Source organism: Bradyrhizobium sp. HKCCYLS3070 (assembly GCF_051167575.1).
GTDB lineage: Bacteria > Pseudomonadota > Alphaproteobacteria > Rhizobiales > Xanthobacteraceae > Bradyrhizobium.
In genome coordinates, this window is sequence record NZ_JBNPTI010000003.1 from 37,281 (window position 1) to 53,699 (window position 16,419).

A 16,419-nucleotide genomic window follows, 5' to 3' on the forward strand; every position below is an offset into this window, starting at 1 on the left:
ACTGCCGGCTTTTTAGTCGCGTGCAACGCACAGCGCGATGCCCATGCCGCCGCCGATGCACAGCGTGGCAAGACCCTTCTTCGCGTCGCGCTTCTGCATCTCGTGCAGCAGAGTCACGAGCACGCGCGCGCCGGACGCACCGATCGGATGGCCGATCGCGATCGCGCCGCCGTTGACGTTGACCTTGGCCGGATCCCAGCCGAGATCCTTGTTCACCGCGCAAGCTTGCGCGGCGAACGCCTCGTTGGCTTCGATCAGGTCGAGGTCGGCGATGTTCCAGCCTGCCTTCTTCAGCGCCGAACGCGACGCCGGGATCGGACCGGTGCCCATGATCTTCGGGTCGACGCCGGCCTGGCCCCAGGACACGATCCGCGCAAGCGGCGTCTTGCCCTCCTTGGCCGCCTGCTTGGCGGTCATCAGCACCACGGCAGCCGCGCCGTCATTGATGCCCGACGCGTTGCCGGCCGTGACCGTGCCGTCCTTCTCGAACGCCGCACGCAGCTTGGCCATGGCCTCGATCGTCGCGCCATGACGCGGATATTCGTCGGTGTCGACTACGGTGTCACCCTTGCGGCTCTTGACCGTCACGGGTGCGATCTCGTCCTTGAACCTGCCGGCCTTCTGAGCCGCCTCGGCCTTGTTCTGCGATGCAACCGCTAACTCGTCCTGCTGCGCACGCGTGATCTGATATTGCTTCGCAACGTTCTCGGCGGTGTTGCCCATGTGATAGCCGTTGAAGGCGTCCCACAGGCCGTCCTTGATCATCGTGTCGACCAGATCGAGCGAGCCCATCTTCACACCGGCGCGCAGATATTGCGCATGCGCCGCCATGCTCATCGACTCCTGGCCGCCGGCGACCACGATGTCGGAGTCGCCATTGACGAGCGCCTGGTAGCCGAGCGCAACGGACCGCAGGCCGGAGCCGCACAGTTGGTTGATGCCCCAGGCCGGGCTCTCGACTGGAATGCCGGCGGCGATCGAAGCCTGGCGCGCCGGGTTCTGGCCCTGCGCCGCAGTCAGGATCTGGCCCATAATGACCTCCGAGACGCGGCCCGGCTCGACGCCGGCGCGCTCCAGCGCGGCCTTGATGGCCACCGCCCCCAATTCGTGGGCCGGGACACTGGCGAAGGCACCGTTGAAACTTCCAACCGCGGTGCGGGCGGCGCTGACGATGACGACATCGTCTGACATGAGCATCTCCTGGGGTTCTTGATCTTGGACGTGAAAGCGAGGGCTTGAGACTCGAGGGTATTTGAAATGAAAATGATCTTTTCAGTTCACGGTCGTGCCGGCCCTCCGCAAGCCCCGGATTGGCGAGTGCGCAACCTTCGTCCTTCATCCTGTTAACGTCGTTGCGACATGTCAATTGGCGGCATCAGCAATTCCTGTTGCAGCGCATTCAAATTGGGATGCTTGGCCGTTTCGTGGGCAAGATTTCTGCTGCGGGATTAACCGTTCCGCACAAAACCGTAGCCGAACTCGCTCGAAAGTGATTACGTTATTGCATTGCGTAGCTCTTCGCCCTGCGGCGACGCCGCCGGGTTCCCTGTTCTCGGTTTGCATGTGTGAGCTCATGGCGAAATCTGACCAACCCACCACAATCAAGAAATACGCGAACCGGCGGCTCTACAATACCGGGACGAGTACCTACGTGACCCTCGAAGATCTGGCCTCGATGGTTAAGAACGGGGAGGATTTCCTGGTCTACGACGCCAAGACCGGCGACGACATCACGCGGTCGGTCCTCGCGCAGATCATCTTCGAGCAGGAGAACAAGGCCGGTCAGAACCTGCTGCCGACCACGTTCCTGCGCCAGCTGATCCGCTTCTACGGCGACAGCATGCAGATGGTGGTGCCAAAGTACCTTGAGCAGTCGATCGACACCCTGACCCGGGAGCAGGAGAAGTTCCGCAAGCAGATCGCCGACACCTTCAGCGGGACGCCGTTCGCGCCGCTCGAGGAGCAGGTGCGCCGCAACATGGAGCTGTTCCAGCAGACCTTCTCGATGTTCAAGCCGTTCACGCCGCCGGTGCGCACCGACGAGAAGGCCGCCGAGCCGGCCCCGGCCGCCGACGACAACATCGACGAGCTGCGCCGTCAGATGAAGGAAATGCAGGACCGGCTCGATCGCATGTCGGAGCCGAAGAAGGACGAGCAGCAAGGCTGACGCCGAAGGGCCGGCGGCTGATCAACCCGCCGCCGGCAGCTCCACCCTGCCGTTACCGATCCACGGCCGATCGACCGAGGCGAGGCCAATCACCCGGCCCTGGATGTAATCGCAGCCCCAGTCGCGCAGCAGCGCGACCGACGCCTCGTCCTGCACCCATTCCGCGACCGTCTTGATCTGCAGCCGTCGCGCCAGCTCGACCAGCGTCTGCACAAAGGCGCGGTCGTCAGCCGAGCGCACGAGATTCTGCACGAAGGCGCCGTCGATCTTGACGATGTCGACGCCGAGCTTGCGCAGATTGCGGAACGAGGTGTGCCCGGCGCCGAAATCATCGATGGCGATTCGGCTGCCGAGATCTTTCAGCCGCGTCACGAAGCCGCGGAGATCGTCGACGTCCTGGATCTCGACCGTCTCGGTGATCTCGACGATCAGCCGTTCGGCGACCCCAGGATGGGCGCGCATCATGGACTCGATCGAGGCCCACCAGTCCGGATCCATGGTGGTCTCAGGCGAGATGTTGAGGCTCAGGGTGACGTCGGGCGTGCTCGCGAGCTCCGCCACCACCAGCTCCAGAATGCGGTGATCGACCAGACGGATCAAACCGAGCCGTTCGGCGACTGGGACGACGTCCGGCGCCAGCAAGGCCCGGCCGTCATCCTGGCGCATCCGCACCAGGCATTCATAGAAGGCGGGCGCAAGCGTGTTGGCATTCACCACCGGCTCGAACGCTGTGACGATGCGCCGCTCATTGAGCGCGGTCACGATCTCGTCGGTGACGCGGATGTTGACCTTGCGCTGTGCGTCGCGCTCCACGTTCGGCCGCCAGGTCGAGAACGATCCGATGCGGCGGCGCTTGGCGGCGTCGAGCGTCTCATGGGCGCGGTTGACCGCTTCCTCGACCGAGCGGGCGTGACGGGGAACGCTCACGGCGCCGATCGTCGCGGTGACGGCGACCGGACCTGACTTGGTCGGCACCACCTCGTCGCGCACGGTCGCGAGAAAGCGCTCGGCCGCGGTGGTCATGTCGTCCATCGTGCAGTTCTTCAGGATCAACCCGAACTTGTTGCCCGAGAACCGCCCGAGCGTGTCGCCACCGCGGAGCCGGCCCCGGATGCGCTGGGCGATCTCCAGCACGACGCCGTCGGCGACGTCGAAGCCGAAGGCGTCGTTGATGCGCGCGAGATGATCGATGCCGACCAGCATGAAGGCGCAGGAGAAGCGGAACCGCTGCGACTCCTCGATCACCTCGGCAAGCGTCGCCAGCAGATGCGTTCGGTTCAGCTCGCCGGTCAGCGGATCGTGCCGTGACAGCTTGAGCAGCTGCTCCTCGCGGGCGTGGCGCTCGTTGTTGATCCGCACGATGCCCTGGGCACGCAAGGGCCGCCCATCGGGGCCGGCGAACCAGCAGCCGGTCTCCTCGACCCAGATCAATGGCGCACCGGCGTGGGTGCGCACGCCATATTCGATCCGGTACGGCGTGCCGGCGGCGCCATGCAGCGGCGCCCCCTGGTGCATGATCTCGGAGCGGATGCTGCGGTCCGGCTCGATCAGCTTGCTGAATTCGGCGCCGTTGCAGAGTTGCGGCAGCGGAACGTCGGCAAACACCGCCCCGACGTGATCGCTCCAGACGATCACGTCGCTCGCCAGATCCCAGACGAAGGCGGCTTGGCCCAGGGACGCCAGGATCATCGCGGTCTGTGGCAATTCGGATGTCAAGGTCGCCTCGTTTCGGCACAGGCCGGCAGGACCGGCGCTGATTTGGGAACGGCCAGCGCGCATCCGCGCGAGCGGCGGCGGCCGAGTTCGCGAATCAGACTACGCATCTCTGGTTAACGGAGAGCATGCCGAGGCGACGAGCGCGTGTCCGAGACGCGTCAACCATGTTTGGAACATGCAGCGCTCCAGAGCGCTTGGAACGGCATTGCTCTTGCGAGATCGAGGAGCGAAAGGCTCCGGCGTCCCAGAACGTGACAATCGCGCCGGCGGTGGTTGGACAATGTTAACGATTGATCAGGACGGCGATCGCCTGGATGGGTCGGAGGAGACCTCCCGCTCCGTGACGCTGCTGCCGAGCGATGCGAGCCATGACCTTCGCGCGCGGATCGTTCGCGCAGCACGCCCCGACGCCGGCTTCGTGACCCATCTGATCGCGACCGCCGAGCAGCTGCCGCAAACCCGCACGCTCAGGCGCGCGGCGGTTGCCGACGTCCACAGTGCCTATGCGGCGAGGCTTCAGCCGGTCACGCGTGCCGGCGGCCGGACCCGAGAAATGATGTGAGCGGCGCGCTCCTGCGCCTCAGGGCTTCGGCGCGTCGGGTTTGGGCGGCTCTGGAGCGCCCGGAGCAGCGGTCTCGGTCTCCTTTGCCTCCGCGACCCAGCCGGTCGTCGGAGCGGGAGCCGGCCGGGGGACCGAGCGGTCGAGCAGCACGGACTCGGCGACCGAAGCAGCAGCCGGCACGGCATCGATCGGCTCTTCAACGACGGGCGCGGCAGCATCCGCCTTCTGAACCTCCGCCTTGGCCGGTTCTTTGACCGAATCTCTGGCCGGCTCCTCGATCGGCTGAGGTTCCGGATCAGGCACGGTCGCTTCGGCCGGCGCCGGCACGGAAGCGGGAGCTGCGACGACTGAGCGGGCGGCGCGCTTGGTGCGCAGCGAGACTCCGCCGAAGAAATCGACCATCGCCAGCAGGGTCAGCAGCAGGAAGGTCGAATTCCCGAACTTCTGCCACATCGCGAATTCCGCCGCGGCGCCGCCGAAGACCAGCAGCGACAGCAGATGATCGGTCAGATATTTCCCGTTCGGCTTCGCCGCCTTGATGATTTCGAGCAGCAGCAGCAGCACGCCCAGGGCCAGCAGCATGTCGCCGAGCGAGATCGTCCAGACCTCGCCGGACGGAAGCTGAAGGCGCAGCAGCGTCTCGCTGAACGCGACCCCCGGCATCAGGAAGACGATCATGTTGTAGATCGCCAGCGGGATCAGCAGCAGCGGGAAACCGACCATGGACATCGGTTGAAGCCTTGGATGGCGCGGGCGGCGGCCCGGCGCAAAATCAATCGGTGCGAAGATGAGACAGCGAGACGGGATCACGCGACACAGATACGCAACGGTCCCGGCGAATCACGTCGCACGGGACCGCTTTCAACCCCATCGATGGCCGAATTCGGGCAGCTTGGAAAGCGGCCCGCGCGGACAATCAGGCGTCTTTCTTCTTCAGGACCTGGCGGCCCTTGTACATGCCGGTCTTCAGGTCCAGGTGGTGCGGACGACGCAGCTCGCCGGAATCCTTGTCCTCGACATAGGTCGGCTTCTTGATGGCGTCAGCCGAGCGGCGCATGCCGCGGCGCGACGGCGAAGTTTTTCTTCTGGGGACGGCCATATCGGTATCCTCTAGGGTATTTTTGCAAGGCATCGTCCGCAAAGGACGGCTGCAGCCATGAAGCTGGCGAGCCCGGATGCCGATCAAGGCCGCGCTTATAGAGGAAGGGGTGCGGCATGGCTAGGGCTCTCCGAGGCATTTTTGGCCAAAATTGCGCCCGCTCGGACCTCACCGCCGTTCCCCCCAGCAGGCCTGCAGGCTGGAGGCCTGGGCCCGCACCATGTAGGTCGCCGACAGCCGCCGCACACCCGGCCCCGGGGCCCGGGCGCTGCGCCGGACGGGGTTCGGCAGGATCGAGGCCATCAGCGCCGCCTCGCGCGGCCCTAAGCCAGCTGCCGAGCGGTTGAACGCGTAATTGGCGCCCGCCTCCACCCCGAACTGGCCGCTGGGACCGAGCTCGGCGATGTTGAGGTAGATTTCGAGGATGCGCCGCTTGCCGAGGACGAGGTCGATCCACAGCGCCAGCGGCAGTTCCAGCGCCTTTCGAACATAGCTGCGGCCCTGCCACAGGAACAGGTTCTTGGCGACCTGCTGGGTGATGGTCGAGCCGCCCCGCGAGACCTCGCCGTCCTCGGCATCGTCCATGACCTCGCGCAGCGCGCCCCAGTCGATGCCGTGATGGCTGCAGAATTTGGCATCCTCCGCGGCCACCACCGAGCGGGGCAAATACGGCGACATGGCCGAGAGGTCGATCCAGTGCCGCGTCACCGGCTGCCCCGTCACCGACCGCCACAGCATCAGGGTCGAGGCGGGGTGACCCACGGCATAGAACGGCGTCAGCGCATAGGGCACGAGCAGCACCAGCACGGCGATCACGAGGATGGTTCTGACGGTACGCAAGGGCAGGCGCCGCTCGGTTGGGACCACCGCGGGGGCGGACAATTGGAGGGGATTATCCGACATCTCGATGTGGTTTCCTGCTTTTTTCCGCCGTCGCGGCCGAAAGCCGCCACCGCTCCGGCAATTGACGAAGTCGCCGCCATCAACGATTGTCCGGCGAATTTTGCCCCTGGAGCTCTTGTTAAATGACTGCGACGGCCCTCACCGACTTCACCCAACGCCTGGACAAGACCGCGGAAGAGACCGAAGCCTTGCTCGGCGAGCTCCTCGGCGATGCGCCGCTGGCGGACGAGATCATCAGGCCGAAGCGGCTGATCGAGTCGATGCGCTATTCGAGCCTGAACGGCGGCAAGCGGCTGCGCCCGTTCCTGGTGGTCGAGAGCGCCGCCGTGTTCGGCGTCCCGCGCAAGGGCGCGCTGCTGACCGGCGCGGCGCTCGAATGCATCCACTGCTACTCGCTCATCCACGACGATCTGCCGGCGATGGACAATTCCGACCTGCGGCGCGGGCGTCCGACCCTGCACAAGGTCTATGACGACGCCACCGCGATCCTGGCCGGCGACGCACTGCTGACCATCGCCTTCGACATCATCACCCGCGACGAGATCCATCCCGATGCCGGCGTCCGCCTCGCTTTGACCCGGGCGCTGGCCCGCTGCGCCGGTGTCGGCGGCATGGCCGGCGGCCAGATCCTCGACCTCGCCGGCGAGGGCCGGTTCGGCGACAGCGGCCCGGTCGACGTCGCCCGCGTCCAGCAGATGAAGACCGGCGCCCTGCTCCGCTTCGGCTGCATCGCCGGCGCCCTGCTCGGCCAGGCCTCGGCGGCCGAGTACCAGGCGCTCGACGACTACGGCCGCGCGCTCGGCGAAGCCTTCCAGATCGCCGACGACCTGCTCGACGTCGAGGGCGATGCCGCCACCCTCGGCAAGCCGGCCGGTGCCGACGCCGAGCTCGGCAAGACCACCTTCGTCACCCAGCTCGGCGTCGAGGGCGCCAGGCAGCGCGTCCGCGACCTGCTCGCCCGCGGCGATGCCGCGCTGTCGGTGTTCGGCGCCAAGGGCGACGTGCTGCGGGCGGCCGCGCATTTCGTCGCCGAGCGCAAGAGCTGAGGCGAGGCATTGGGCGGAGTCCATCCCGACGATCCGGACCTCGCCCGCTTCACGCGGCTGCCGGCTGCGCTGCGCGTCATCTATGCGCGGCCGCGCACCTTCATATCGCTGGGCCTCGCGATCGTCGCGTTCTTCCTGCTGCCGCCGGCACTCCGCCTGATCACGCGGCTCCTGATCAGCTGGGACATCTTCACCGCGCTCTACCTCGTGCTGGTCGCGGCGATGATGCTGCGCAGCGAGCATCATCACATCCGCCGCAAGGCGGTCATGCAGGACGACGGCCGTTTCGTGATCCTGCTGGTCACGGCGCTCGGCGCCTTCGCCAGCATCGCCGCGATCGTGCTCGAGCTCGGCGCTTCCAAGCGCGACGCTCCGGCGCTGACGCTGGCGCTGCTCACCGTCTCGCTGTCCTGGGCCGCGGTGCATGCGACCTTCGCCCTGCACTACGCCCATGACTACTACCGCGGCGCCAAGCCCGGCGGCCTGCAATTCCCCAGCGGCGACAAGGACGAGCACGCCGACTACTGGGACTTCGTCTACTTCTCCTTCATCATCGGCATGACCGCCCAGGTCTCCGACGTCGGCATCACCGACAAGATCATCCGCCGCACCGCGACCGTGCACGGCATCATCTCATTCGTCTACAACACCGCGCTGGTCGCCCTGATGGTCAACATCGCCGCCAGCGTAATCTCGTCCTGATCAGTTGCACACCTCGACGCTGGCATTGTTGGCCGGGCCGCCGCCGCCGCGATATTCCAGCCGGCAGCCGGGCCTGACGGCGCGGCACAGATAGGCGTCGCAATAGATCTGCCCGCCCGACTTCGGCCGGGCGGCTTGCGTCTGCGGCCTGGTGTAGCCCGAGGCCGTCCCGACGCCGAGACCGCCACCACCTCCGATCCCAACCCCGACGCCCGCACCGGGAGCCGGCATCGGCAGGCCGGCATCCGGCGCCGCGCGGGCGCGGCGGCGCGACGGCACATCTTCGTCGCTGCCATCGCGCTTGGCGACCGGCTTCCTGTCGCGCCGCTTCTCGCATTCATTGTCGTCGTTGACGAACGAACCCTCGGCGCAAACGATGCGGGCGCAGCGGTCGCCGTCCGGCTTGGTGCCATGCTGGCAGACCAGCGGGCAGACGCGCGCCTGCTTGAGCTTGATCGCCTGGAGCGCATCGGCCGAGGCGGCCTGGGTATCGAGCTTGGTACCGGCATAGCGGTTGAACTGCGACAGCGAGCGGCGCGAGGCCGAGCCCCAGTCGCCATCGGCATCCTCGGTGAGGCAGCCGACGCGGCGCAGCTCGAGCTGCACCGACTTGGCGAGATCGGCGGGCTGCGCGGCCGGGGTGAGCGAGGCGACCTGGCCCTGCTGCGGTGCTGCGGGCGTGGGCGCGCCGGGCGAGGTCGCCGCGCGCGGATTGTCGACCGCCGCGAGCTGCTGCTCACCGCGCTTCTTCTCGGCGTCGGCCGCCTGCTGCTGCGCCACCTGATTAGCCTTCTCAGCGACAATCCGAGCCTGCTCCGCCGCCCTGGCCTCGGCCTCCGCCTTGGCGAGGGTCTCCTTGCGCGCGCCCTCGGCGGCGAGCCGCGCCCGCTCGGCCTCGGTGGCGCGGGCCTTCTCGGAAGCGGCGGCGCGATTCTCCTCGGCGGTGAGCTTGTCGAGCTGCAACTTGGCGAGGCTGGCGTAGAACCCGTCGGGATATTGCGCCAGGAAGGCGTTCAGCGCGCCCTTGTTGCCGACCTGCATCGCGAGCTCGTAGTCGCGCCGGATGTCGGCCTGCGGGCTCGGCGGCGGCGTCACCGGCATCTGTGTCACGACGCGCGGCACGCCAGGGACCAGCGGCACGTCCTCGCCGCCGAGCGAGCCGTACACGAACGGCTCCTGGCGGTTGGCGGTCGCTTTCAGCACCTCGTCGCGGACGAAGCCGAACGCCTTGCGGACGTCGAGGCCGGGGGTCGCGATATGCCGCGACAGCGCTAGCGTGAATGGCGAGTTCTTGCCGTCGCCGTCCTGCGCGGTCGAGCCGGCCTTGGCGGAATAGGCGATCAGCGTATTTGGGCTGGTCGGCTCGACCTTGGCGAGGCCGCGGCCGAGGCTGCGGGTCGCCACCGTCCGCTGCATGTTGCGGGTGAACGGGTTGTCGCGGCAGGCGTCGAGAATGACCAGGCGCAGCTTCTTCGCCGGCTCGACGGCGACCAGAATACGGTCGAGCGACAGCGTCTCGTCATAGACGTCGGTGTCACGCTCGAGCCGGGCGTCGATCGGGATCAGATAGTTCGCCCCTTCGACCTCCATGCCGTGGCCGGCGTAGTAGACCACCGCAATATCGGCATCGCGGGCGGCGTCGGCGAAATCGCGCAAGGCCCGCCTGGTCTCCCGCGCGGTCAGATCGCGCCGGTAATCGACGACATCGAAGCCCGCGCTCTTGAAGGTCGCCGTCATCACCGCGCCGTCATTGGCGGGGTTCGTCAGTTGCGGCACGTTCTGATAGGCGGAATTGCCGATGACGAGCGCCACCCGCTTGTCGGCGAGCGCGGGGTGGCCGACCAGCAGCAGCGCTCCCGCCAGGATGTAACCGCCCAATCGAAGTGACCAAGACATCGTACCTACCCCATACCGCTGGGAGACCTGCTGGGACCTGCCTATCAGAGTGCAGCCCATTGGGCTTGTGACCGGGATCACGCAGATTTATTCCCGATCGACCTGGCCTCGGCCATTATAGTCTGTCGCTGGCGCAATGACGCCAGTTCATGCCTTGCCAAGCGCCGTTTTGCATCGAAAATGCGATCCTTGTTTGTCCAGGTTCCCAGGGAGTTGGCCGTGAGCACAGACCGTTCCACCGTCGAGGCCGTCGTTCAGGGATATTTCGATGCGCTCTACGAGGGCGACGCCGACAAGCTCGGTGCCGTGTTCCACCCCACCGCGGACCTGCGCTGGGTCGAGAATGGCGAACTCAAGATCCTGACCGTGCCGGACTGGCTGGCCTGGGTGCGCAAGCGCCCATCGGCCAAGGCTGAGGGCAAGCCGCGCGAGGACTTCATCGTCACCATCGATCGTTCGGACGACAAGACGGCCTTCATCAAGGTGCGCTGCCAGCTGCCGCCGCGCTATTTCACCGACTATCTCGTGGCGATGAAACTGAAGGACGGCTGGCAGATCGTGTCGAAGTCCTACCGCTACGACCTCCGGGATTGACGCCGGCGCGACGACGCCAAGCCCCCAGCCATGGAAGCTCACTTTCAGATATTCCTGATCCTGCTGGCCGTGTTGGCGGGAACCGCCCTGATCGCGCGACGCGCCAATCTCGCGCCGGCGATCCTCCTGATGCTCGCCGGCATCGCGCTCGCCTTCGTGCCGACGATGCCGGCGTTCGCGCTGCCCCCCGAGCTCGTGCTGCTGGTGGTGCTGCCGCCGCTGATCTATTCGTCGAGCGTCGCGATGAGCTGGCGCGAGTTCAAGCGCAATCTGCGGCCGATCGTGCTGCTCGCGGTCGGCTGCGTGATCTTCACCGCCTCCATGGTGGCCACCGCGACCCACTATCTTCTCGGCCTGCCCTGGAGCCTCGGCTTCCTGCTCGGCGCCATCGTTGCGCCGCCAGACGTGGTGGCGCCGCTCGCCATCGCCCGCCGGCTGCACCTGCCGCGCCGGGTCATGGTCATTCTCGAAGGCGAGGGCCTCGCCAATGACGCGACCGCGCTGATCCTCTATCGCTTCGCGGTGGCCGCCATCACCACCGGCGCCTTCTCCTTTCCGGTCGCGGCCGGCGAGTTCGGCCTGATCGTGGTCGGCGAGATCGCGTTCGGCATCGGCGTCGGCTGGCTGATGCTGCGCGCCCGTCACTATGCCCGCGACCCGCAGGTCGAGATCACCCTGTCGGTGCTGACGCCGTATCTGGCGTTCTGGATCCCCGAGCATGTCGGCGGCTCCGGCGTGATCGCGACGGTGGCCTGCGGCCTCTACATGAGCTGGAACGGACCGCTGTGGATCTCCTCGGCGACCCGCCTGCAGGGCATCTTCTTCTGGGACCTGATGATCTACCTCATCGAGGGCATGCTGTTCCTGCTGACCGGCTTCCAGATGCGGCTGATCTACGAGAAGTCGAAGGTCTTTCCGCTCGACGACATCATGATCGCGACCGCGCTGGTGCTCGCCATCGTCGTTATCGCGCGCTTCGCCTGGACCTTCCCGGCGACCATCCTGCCGCGTTTGCTGAGCTCGTCGCTGCGAGCCCGCGATCCCTTGCCGCCCTGGCGGCAGACCTTCATCATCGGCTTCACCGGCGTGCGCGGCACGGTCTCGCTCGCCACCGCGCTGGCGCTTCCGCTGACGCTGTCGACCGGCGACGCGTTTCCCTATCGCGACCAGATCCTGTTCATCGCCTTCGGCGTGATCTTCTTCACCCTGATCGGCCTCGGCCTGACCCTGCCGGCCGTCGTGCGCTGGCTCGGGGTCGGCAACCAGGGTCGCGCCGAGCATCAGCGCGAGCATGAGCAGGAGATCGCCGCCCGGCGCGAGGCGCTCGACAGCGCCTTGCGGTCGCTGGAGACGATGACCAGCGATCGCGAGCTGTCGGACGAGGTGGTGCGGCTGCTACGGGCGCGCCACGAGGTCCGGACCAACCAGCTCCCGGAAGGTCTGAAGCCCGAGGACAACGACGCATCCGCGCTCGGCATCGAGCTGACCCGCGAGCTGATCACGGCAGAACGCAAATTCATCCACGTGATGCTGCGCGACGGCAAGATCACCGACGAGACCCGCCGCCGCATCGAGCGCGATCTCGATCTGGAGGAAGCGAGCCTCGCCAATCGCTCGTATGGTGAGTTGCCGCTGTAGGAGCTGAGAGCTGGTCACGCGGTTGTAGGACGCGATGTTGCGGCAAACGCCGTCATTGCGAGCGCAGCGAAGCAATCCAGAAATCCTTGCGCGGCCCTGGATTGCTTCGCTGCGCTCGCAATGACGTGGAGGGGAGCCTCACGTCACCGTTCGATCATCCAGCGCGTCACCGCCTGGTGGTAGTTCATCGGACCAGGCACGGTCTTGTAGGTCTTCAAGTAGCGGAAGCCGGCCTTCTGCAGCGCGCGGTTGGGGGCGGTATTGTAGGCGTGCGGCTCGCAGAACAGCTGCTTGAGCCGCAATCTCTCGAAATAGAAATCGATGCTGCGGCGGACGCATGCGGTGCCGAGGCCGCGGCCGCGCAGCTCCGGTTCGGTGACGTGCAGGTGCATGTGGGCGCGGTTGCCGTAGACGATGCGGTCGCAGCTGGAAAAGCCGATGGCGCGGCCGTCGAGCCGCCAGATCACCAGCAGCGCCGCGCGCTCGGCCAACGGCGTCTCGTACAGTGTCTGGAAGAGTCCGGCCCACACCGGCCTGGTCGGCATCCGCGTCGGGTCGATGCCCATCAGGTCGAGTTGCTCGATGCTCGACGAATAGAAGTAGTCGATGACCAGCGAGGTCTCGGCAAGTTCCATTTCGCGGATATCGAGATTCATCGAGGCGTCCTCTTCAGCAGGCCTCAAGGTGCTGATCATGCGGGCGGCAGTGGGGCGGCGCCGGCGCGTCCGATTACGTCGGCTGCAGCCGATCCGCGCGCGAAAATTTCAGACCGCGGCGCGCGGCACAAGCAGCCGTCGGTTGCAGGTCGGCAGTCGCTCTCACGGCAGGCCGATTGGACATGGAATCTAGCTGAGGACTCTCAAGCTCCCCGCCTGCGACAGAGCGATCGCATATGACGATCGGAGTTGTGCGCCCGTCTGCTGCCACATCGTCATGGCCGGGCTCGTCCCGGCCATCCACGCCGCTCGGCATCCTCGGAACGACGTGGATGCCCGGGACAAGCCCGGGCATGACGGAGTAACGAATGGTCAGGCCTTCTCGCCGCAAGCAACCGCGCGATCAACCCAGCGGACAGGAGGCGCCGCTGGCTGAGCCGGGACCAGCGTGCCGCCCTACTCCGCCGCGGTCACGTTCTCCGGCGCTTTCGCGCCGCTGCCGTAGCGCTGGTCGATGTAGTCGATGACGAGCGCCTTGAAGTCGGCGGCGATGGTCGGCCCGCGCAGGGTGCGGAACTTCTTGCCGTCGACGAAGACCGGCGCGGCCGGGGCCTCGCCGGTGCCCGGCAGGGAGATGCCGATATTGGCATGCTTGGATTCGCCGGGGCCGTTGACGATGCAGCCCATGACGGCGACGTTGAGCGCCTCGACGCCGGGATATTGCGTCTTCCAGGCCGGCATCTCCTCGCGGATGAAGTCCTGGATCGAGCGCGCCAGCTCCTGGAACGTGGTCGAGGTGGTGCGGCCGCAGCCGGGGCACGCCGCAACCAGCGGCACGAAGGTGCGGAAGCCCATGGTCTGCAACAGCTCCTGCGCGACCTGAACTTCGAGGGTGCGGTCGCCGCCGGGCTCGGGGGTCAGCGAGATGCGGATGGTGTCGCCGATGCCCTGCTGCAGCAGGATGCCGAGCGCCGCCGAGGAGGCGACGATGCCCTTCGAGCCCATGCCGGCCTCGGTGAGGCCGAGATGGATGGCGTAGTCGGAGCGTGCGGCGAGGTCCTGATAGACCGCGATCAGGTCCTGCACGGCCGAGACCTTGGCCGACAGGATGATGCGGTCCTTCGGCATGCCGAGCTCCTGGGCCCGGGCGGCCGACAGCAATGCCGACTGCACCATGGCTTCGCGCATCACCGCGCGCGCATCGCGCGGGTTCGCGGAAGCCGCGTTCTCGTCCATCAGCTTGCTGAGCAGCTCCTGATCGAGCGAGCCCCAATTGGCGCCGATGCGGACCGGCTTGCCGTATTTGTTGGCGAGCTCGATGATGGTCGAGAATTGCGTGTCCCGCTTGTCCTTGAAGCCGACATTGCCGGGATTGATGCGGTATTTCGCCAGCGCCTCGGCGCAGGCCGGATAGTCGGTCAGCAGCTTGTGGCCGATATAGTGGAAGTCGCCGATCAAGGGCGTGGTGATGCCGCGCTTGTCGAGCTGCTCGCGGATCTGCGGGACGGCCGCGGCGGCCTCCTCGCGGTCGACCGTGATGCGGACCATCTCGGACCCGGCGCGCGCCAGCGCTGCAACCTGGGCCACCGTCTGGTCGACGTCGGCGGTGTCGGTGTTGGTCATCGACTGCACCACGATCGGGGCGCCGCCGCCGACGGCGACGTTGCCGACCATGACGCGGGTGGTCCGATGCCGGGGAGCGGGTCCGGCGACATCGGACGCTGAAGTGTTCTCGGTCAGGATCTCGGGCTTGTTCATGGGCGCTCGGATATCAGGTTTTGGTGACATTCAGCAATGGATCAGTCGCGGCCAGGACCACGCGGTTCGGGCGGTTTACGAGAAAAAGCCCAACGATCACAAGCACGGCAGCCAGGCCAAAGGCCAGCGTCAGGGCGTCATGCAGGATGAAATAGCTCGCCACCACCCCGAATAAAGGGGTGATGAAAGTAAATGCCGACAATTTGCTGGCCGAGTAGGCCTTGATCAGGGCGAACCAGACCGTGAACGTGGTCCCGACCACCCAGATCGACTGGTAGGCCATCAGGCCGATCACGAACGGGCTGGGAACCTGGGTCAACCGCTCCCCGGCAATGAGGGCCGCCACGGCCATGATCGGGACGGAGACCGCCACCTGGTACCCCAATGCCCGCTCGGGCGCGATGAAGCGCAGCCGGGTGCCTTTGACGAACACCGTGGTCACGCCCCAGAGCAGGCCGCCGCCGACCACCAGGAGATCGCCGAGCAGCACGCGGCCGTCGACATCGGCCTGGGGAATGCCGATCGCGAGCGCCACACCGGTGAAGCTGAGCGCCAGCCCGCCCCATTGCGCCGGGCCCATCCGTTCGCCGAGGAAGCGGAACGAGCCGAGCGCGACGAAGAACGGCGCGGTATACAGGAACACGATGGCGCGCGACGCCGAGGTCAGCAGCAGGCCCTGATAGATCAGCACGAATTCCAAGCCGAACAGCAGGCCTGCCACCAGGCCGAGCCCCAGCGTGCCGTCGCGCTCGAACATCTTCACGCCGCGCACCCGCGCGAACACCAGCAGCACCGGCAGCGCACCGAGCGAACGGAAGGTGGCCTGCAGCAGCGGCGGAATTTCAGGCAGCGCGAGCTTCACGGCGATCTGGTTGAACGCCCAGGACAGGCACAGCACGAGGATGACGGCGATCGCGCCCAGGCCGAGCGGCCGGGTCGCGGCGGATGAGGTTGGCGTTGCGGACACGAGGACGTTGGCTCCCTGGCGCGTTTCGTTTTCTGGACCGCCATCAAGGTGTGGTCAGCTTTGTCTTGGTCGGTCGGAGATGATGCGGAGGTAGAGCGGCGGTGCTGGCCTCTCCCTGCGCGCGCACCGGTCTCGCGCAGAAACTCGAATACGACGGTCATTCACACGTGTACAGCTTGCGCCGCAGTGAGCGTTCTCACGCCGCCTTCTGGCAATGGGCGCACAGCCCGGTGATCTCGACGACCGACAGTTTCGGCGTGAAGCCCGATGCCGCGGCGGCCAGCTTCAGGCTTTCGGCGATCGGCGCTGCCGGAACCTCGCCGACGGCGCCGCAGCTCTCGCAGATCAGGAACGCCACCAGCGCGGTCTGCTCGTGGTCATGGGCGCAGGCGAGGAAGGCATTGCGGCTCTCGATGCGGTGCACCAGGCCGTTCGCCATCAGGAACTCGAGCGCGCGATAGACTGTGATCGGCGCCGGCCGCGCGGCGACCTTGGCAAGTTCCTCGATGATCTCGTAGGCGCCGAGCGGCCGGTGGCTCGACAGCAGCGCCTCCAACACCTGGCGGCGCTGCTGCGTGAACTTCTGGCCGCGCTGGGCGCAGATGCGCTCGGCATGGTCCAGGGCATCGGCCGCGCAGCGGCCATGGTCGTGGTCCGGCGCCGGGAAGGTGGGCTTTGCGAGGGTCATTGCTGACAATCTAGCATCTCGGGCCGG

At 66.7% G+C, this 16,419-nt stretch carries 16 protein-coding genes; 6 read left to right on the forward strand and 10 right to left on the reverse strand.

Going from position 1 to position 16,419, the window contains the following annotated elements; translation table 11 throughout:
* Positions 1-12: 12 nt before the first annotated feature.
* Positions 13-1,191: an acetyl-CoA C-acetyltransferase gene (locus ACQR03_RS12750; RefSeq protein WP_434842290.1), complete on the reverse strand. Its 1,179-nt coding sequence runs from the start codon at positions 1,189-1,191 to the stop codon at positions 13-15.
* A gap of 382 nt (positions 1,192-1,573) precedes the next feature.
* Here ACQR03_RS12750 and phaR point away from each other — a divergent pair, with 382 nt between their 5' ends.
* Positions 1,574-2,167 (forward strand): polyhydroxyalkanoate synthesis repressor PhaR, encoded by a 594-nt coding sequence (gene phaR, locus ACQR03_RS12755; RefSeq protein WP_315751926.1) that lies wholly within the window; start codon positions 1,574-1,576, stop codon positions 2,165-2,167.
* 21 nt (positions 2,168-2,188) lie between these two features.
* Here the strand turns inward: phaR and ACQR03_RS12760 are convergent, their stop codons facing one another.
* Positions 2,189-3,856: an EAL domain-containing protein gene (locus ACQR03_RS12760; RefSeq protein ID WP_316171117.1), complete on the reverse strand. Its 1,668-nt coding sequence runs from the start codon at positions 3,854-3,856 to the stop codon at positions 2,189-2,191.
* A 367-nt stretch (positions 3,857-4,223) separates the two neighbouring features.
* On the opposite strand from ACQR03_RS12760, the gene ACQR03_RS12765 reads away from it, so the two are divergent.
* Positions 4,224-4,445 (forward strand): hypothetical protein, encoded by a 222-nt coding sequence (locus ACQR03_RS12765; RefSeq protein WP_316195412.1) that lies wholly within the window; start codon positions 4,224-4,226, stop codon positions 4,443-4,445.
* An 18-nt stretch (positions 4,446-4,463) separates the two neighbouring features.
* On the opposite strand, the gene ACQR03_RS12770 is transcribed toward ACQR03_RS12765, so the two are convergent.
* From ACQR03_RS12770 to ACQR03_RS12780, 3 genes are all read right to left on the reverse strand, one after another.
* Positions 4,464-5,174, reverse strand: a complete 711-nt coding sequence (locus ACQR03_RS12770; RefSeq protein WP_316195411.1) for a hypothetical protein — start codon at positions 5,172-5,174, stop codon at positions 4,464-4,466.
* A gap of 187 nt (positions 5,175-5,361) precedes the next feature.
* Complete coding sequence (gene rpmF, locus ACQR03_RS12775; protein ID WP_006610266.1) at positions 5,362-5,544, reverse strand: 50S ribosomal protein L32; 183 nt, start codon at positions 5,542-5,544, stop codon at positions 5,362-5,364.
* 168 nt (positions 5,545-5,712) lie between these two features.
* Positions 5,713-6,384, reverse strand: coding sequence for a transglycosylase domain-containing protein (locus ACQR03_RS12780; protein ID WP_315715422.1), 672 nt, complete (start codon positions 6,382-6,384; stop codon positions 5,713-5,715).
* A 185-nt stretch (positions 6,385-6,569) separates the two neighbouring features.
* On the opposite strand from ACQR03_RS12780, the gene ACQR03_RS12785 reads away from it, so the two are divergent.
* Both ACQR03_RS12785 and ACQR03_RS12790 read left to right on the forward strand, forming a co-directional pair.
* On the forward strand, positions 6,570-7,493 hold the full coding sequence (locus ACQR03_RS12785; RefSeq protein ID WP_315751923.1) for a polyprenyl synthetase family protein: 924 nt from the start codon (positions 6,570-6,572) through the stop codon (positions 7,491-7,493).
* A gap of 9 nt (positions 7,494-7,502) precedes the next feature.
* A complete protein-coding gene (locus ACQR03_RS12790; protein ID WP_316171004.1) occupies positions 7,503-8,195 on the forward strand; it encodes a DUF1345 domain-containing protein in 693 nt (230 codons plus the stop codon).
* Here the strand turns inward: ACQR03_RS12790 and ACQR03_RS12795 are convergent, their stop codons facing one another.
* Complete coding sequence (locus ACQR03_RS12795) at positions 8,196-10,091, reverse strand: caspase family protein (RefSeq protein ID WP_316195409.1); 1,896 nt, start codon at positions 10,089-10,091, stop codon at positions 8,196-8,198. It abuts the gene before it with no gap.
* Positions 10,092-10,310: 219 nt separating this feature from the next.
* Between ACQR03_RS12795 and ACQR03_RS12800 the strand changes: the two genes are divergently transcribed.
* Positions 10,311-10,685, forward strand: coding sequence for a nuclear transport factor 2 family protein (locus ACQR03_RS12800; protein ID WP_315756871.1), 375 nt, complete (start codon positions 10,311-10,313; stop codon positions 10,683-10,685).
* Between the two features lie 30 nt (positions 10,686-10,715).
* On the forward strand, positions 10,716-12,323 hold the full coding sequence (locus ACQR03_RS12805; protein WP_316193269.1) for a Na+/H+ antiporter: 1,608 nt from the start codon (positions 10,716-10,718) through the stop codon (positions 12,321-12,323).
* Positions 12,324-12,466: 143 nt separating this feature from the next.
* Here ACQR03_RS12805 and ACQR03_RS12810 read toward each other — a convergent pair whose 3' ends face one another.
* The 4 genes from ACQR03_RS12810 to ACQR03_RS12825 all read right to left on the reverse strand — a co-directional run bounded on the left by ACQR03_RS12810 (position 12,467) and on the right by ACQR03_RS12825 (position 16,392).
* Positions 12,467-12,979, reverse strand: coding sequence for a GNAT family N-acetyltransferase (locus ACQR03_RS12810; RefSeq protein WP_315751918.1), 513 nt, complete (start codon positions 12,977-12,979; stop codon positions 12,467-12,469).
* Positions 12,980-13,435: 456 nt separating this feature from the next.
* Positions 13,436-14,737 (reverse strand): flavodoxin-dependent (E)-4-hydroxy-3-methylbut-2-enyl-diphosphate synthase, encoded by a 1,302-nt coding sequence (gene ispG, locus ACQR03_RS12815; protein WP_315715167.1) that lies wholly within the window; start codon positions 14,735-14,737, stop codon positions 13,436-13,438.
* A 13-nt stretch (positions 14,738-14,750) separates the two neighbouring features.
* Positions 14,751-15,704 (reverse strand): DMT family transporter, encoded by a 954-nt coding sequence (locus ACQR03_RS12820; protein WP_315751917.1) that lies wholly within the window; start codon positions 15,702-15,704, stop codon positions 14,751-14,753.
* Between the two features lie 196 nt (positions 15,705-15,900).
* A complete protein-coding gene (locus ACQR03_RS12825) occupies positions 15,901-16,392 on the reverse strand; it encodes a Fur family transcriptional regulator (RefSeq protein WP_315715165.1) in 492 nt (163 codons plus the stop codon).
* Between the last annotated feature and the right edge of the window lie 27 nt (positions 16,393-16,419).

Bases quoted from the DNA above. Each gene is read 5' to 3' on its own strand.
- ACQR03_RS12810 (WP_315751918.1), bottom strand. From the start codon at position 12,979: ATGAATCTCGATATCCGCGAAATGGAACTTGCCGAGACCTCGCTGGTC.
- ACQR03_RS12825 (WP_315715165.1), bottom strand. From the start codon at position 16,392: ATGACCCTCGCAAAGCCCACCTTCCCGGCGCCGGACCACGACCATGGC.
- ACQR03_RS12785 (WP_315751923.1), top strand. From the start codon at position 6,570: ATGACTGCGACGGCCCTCACCGACTTCACCCAACGCCTGGACAAGACC.
- rpmF (WP_006610266.1), bottom strand. From the start codon at position 5,544: ATGGCCGTCCCCAGAAGAAAAACTTCGCCGTCGCGCCGCGGCATGCGC.
- phaR (WP_315751926.1), top strand. From the start codon at position 1,574: ATGGCGAAATCTGACCAACCCACCACAATCAAGAAATACGCGAACCGG.
- ACQR03_RS12795 (WP_316195409.1), bottom strand. From the start codon at position 10,091: ATGTCTTGGTCACTTCGATTGGGCGGTTACATCCTGGCGGGAGCGCTG.
- ACQR03_RS12750 (WP_434842290.1), bottom strand. From the start codon at position 1,191: ATGTCAGACGATGTCGTCATCGTCAGCGCCGCCCGCACCGCGGTTGGA.
- ACQR03_RS12805 (WP_316193269.1), top strand. From the start codon at position 10,716: ATGGAAGCTCACTTTCAGATATTCCTGATCCTGCTGGCCGTGTTGGCG.
- ACQR03_RS12770 (WP_316195411.1), bottom strand. From the start codon at position 5,174: ATGTCCATGGTCGGTTTCCCGCTGCTGCTGATCCCGCTGGCGATCTAC.
- ACQR03_RS12760 (WP_316171117.1), bottom strand. From the start codon at position 3,856: ATGATCCTGGCGTCCCTGGGCCAAGCCGCCTTCGTCTGGGATCTGGCG.
- ispG (WP_315715167.1), bottom strand. From the start codon at position 14,737: ATGAACAAGCCCGAGATCCTGACCGAGAACACTTCAGCGTCCGATGTC.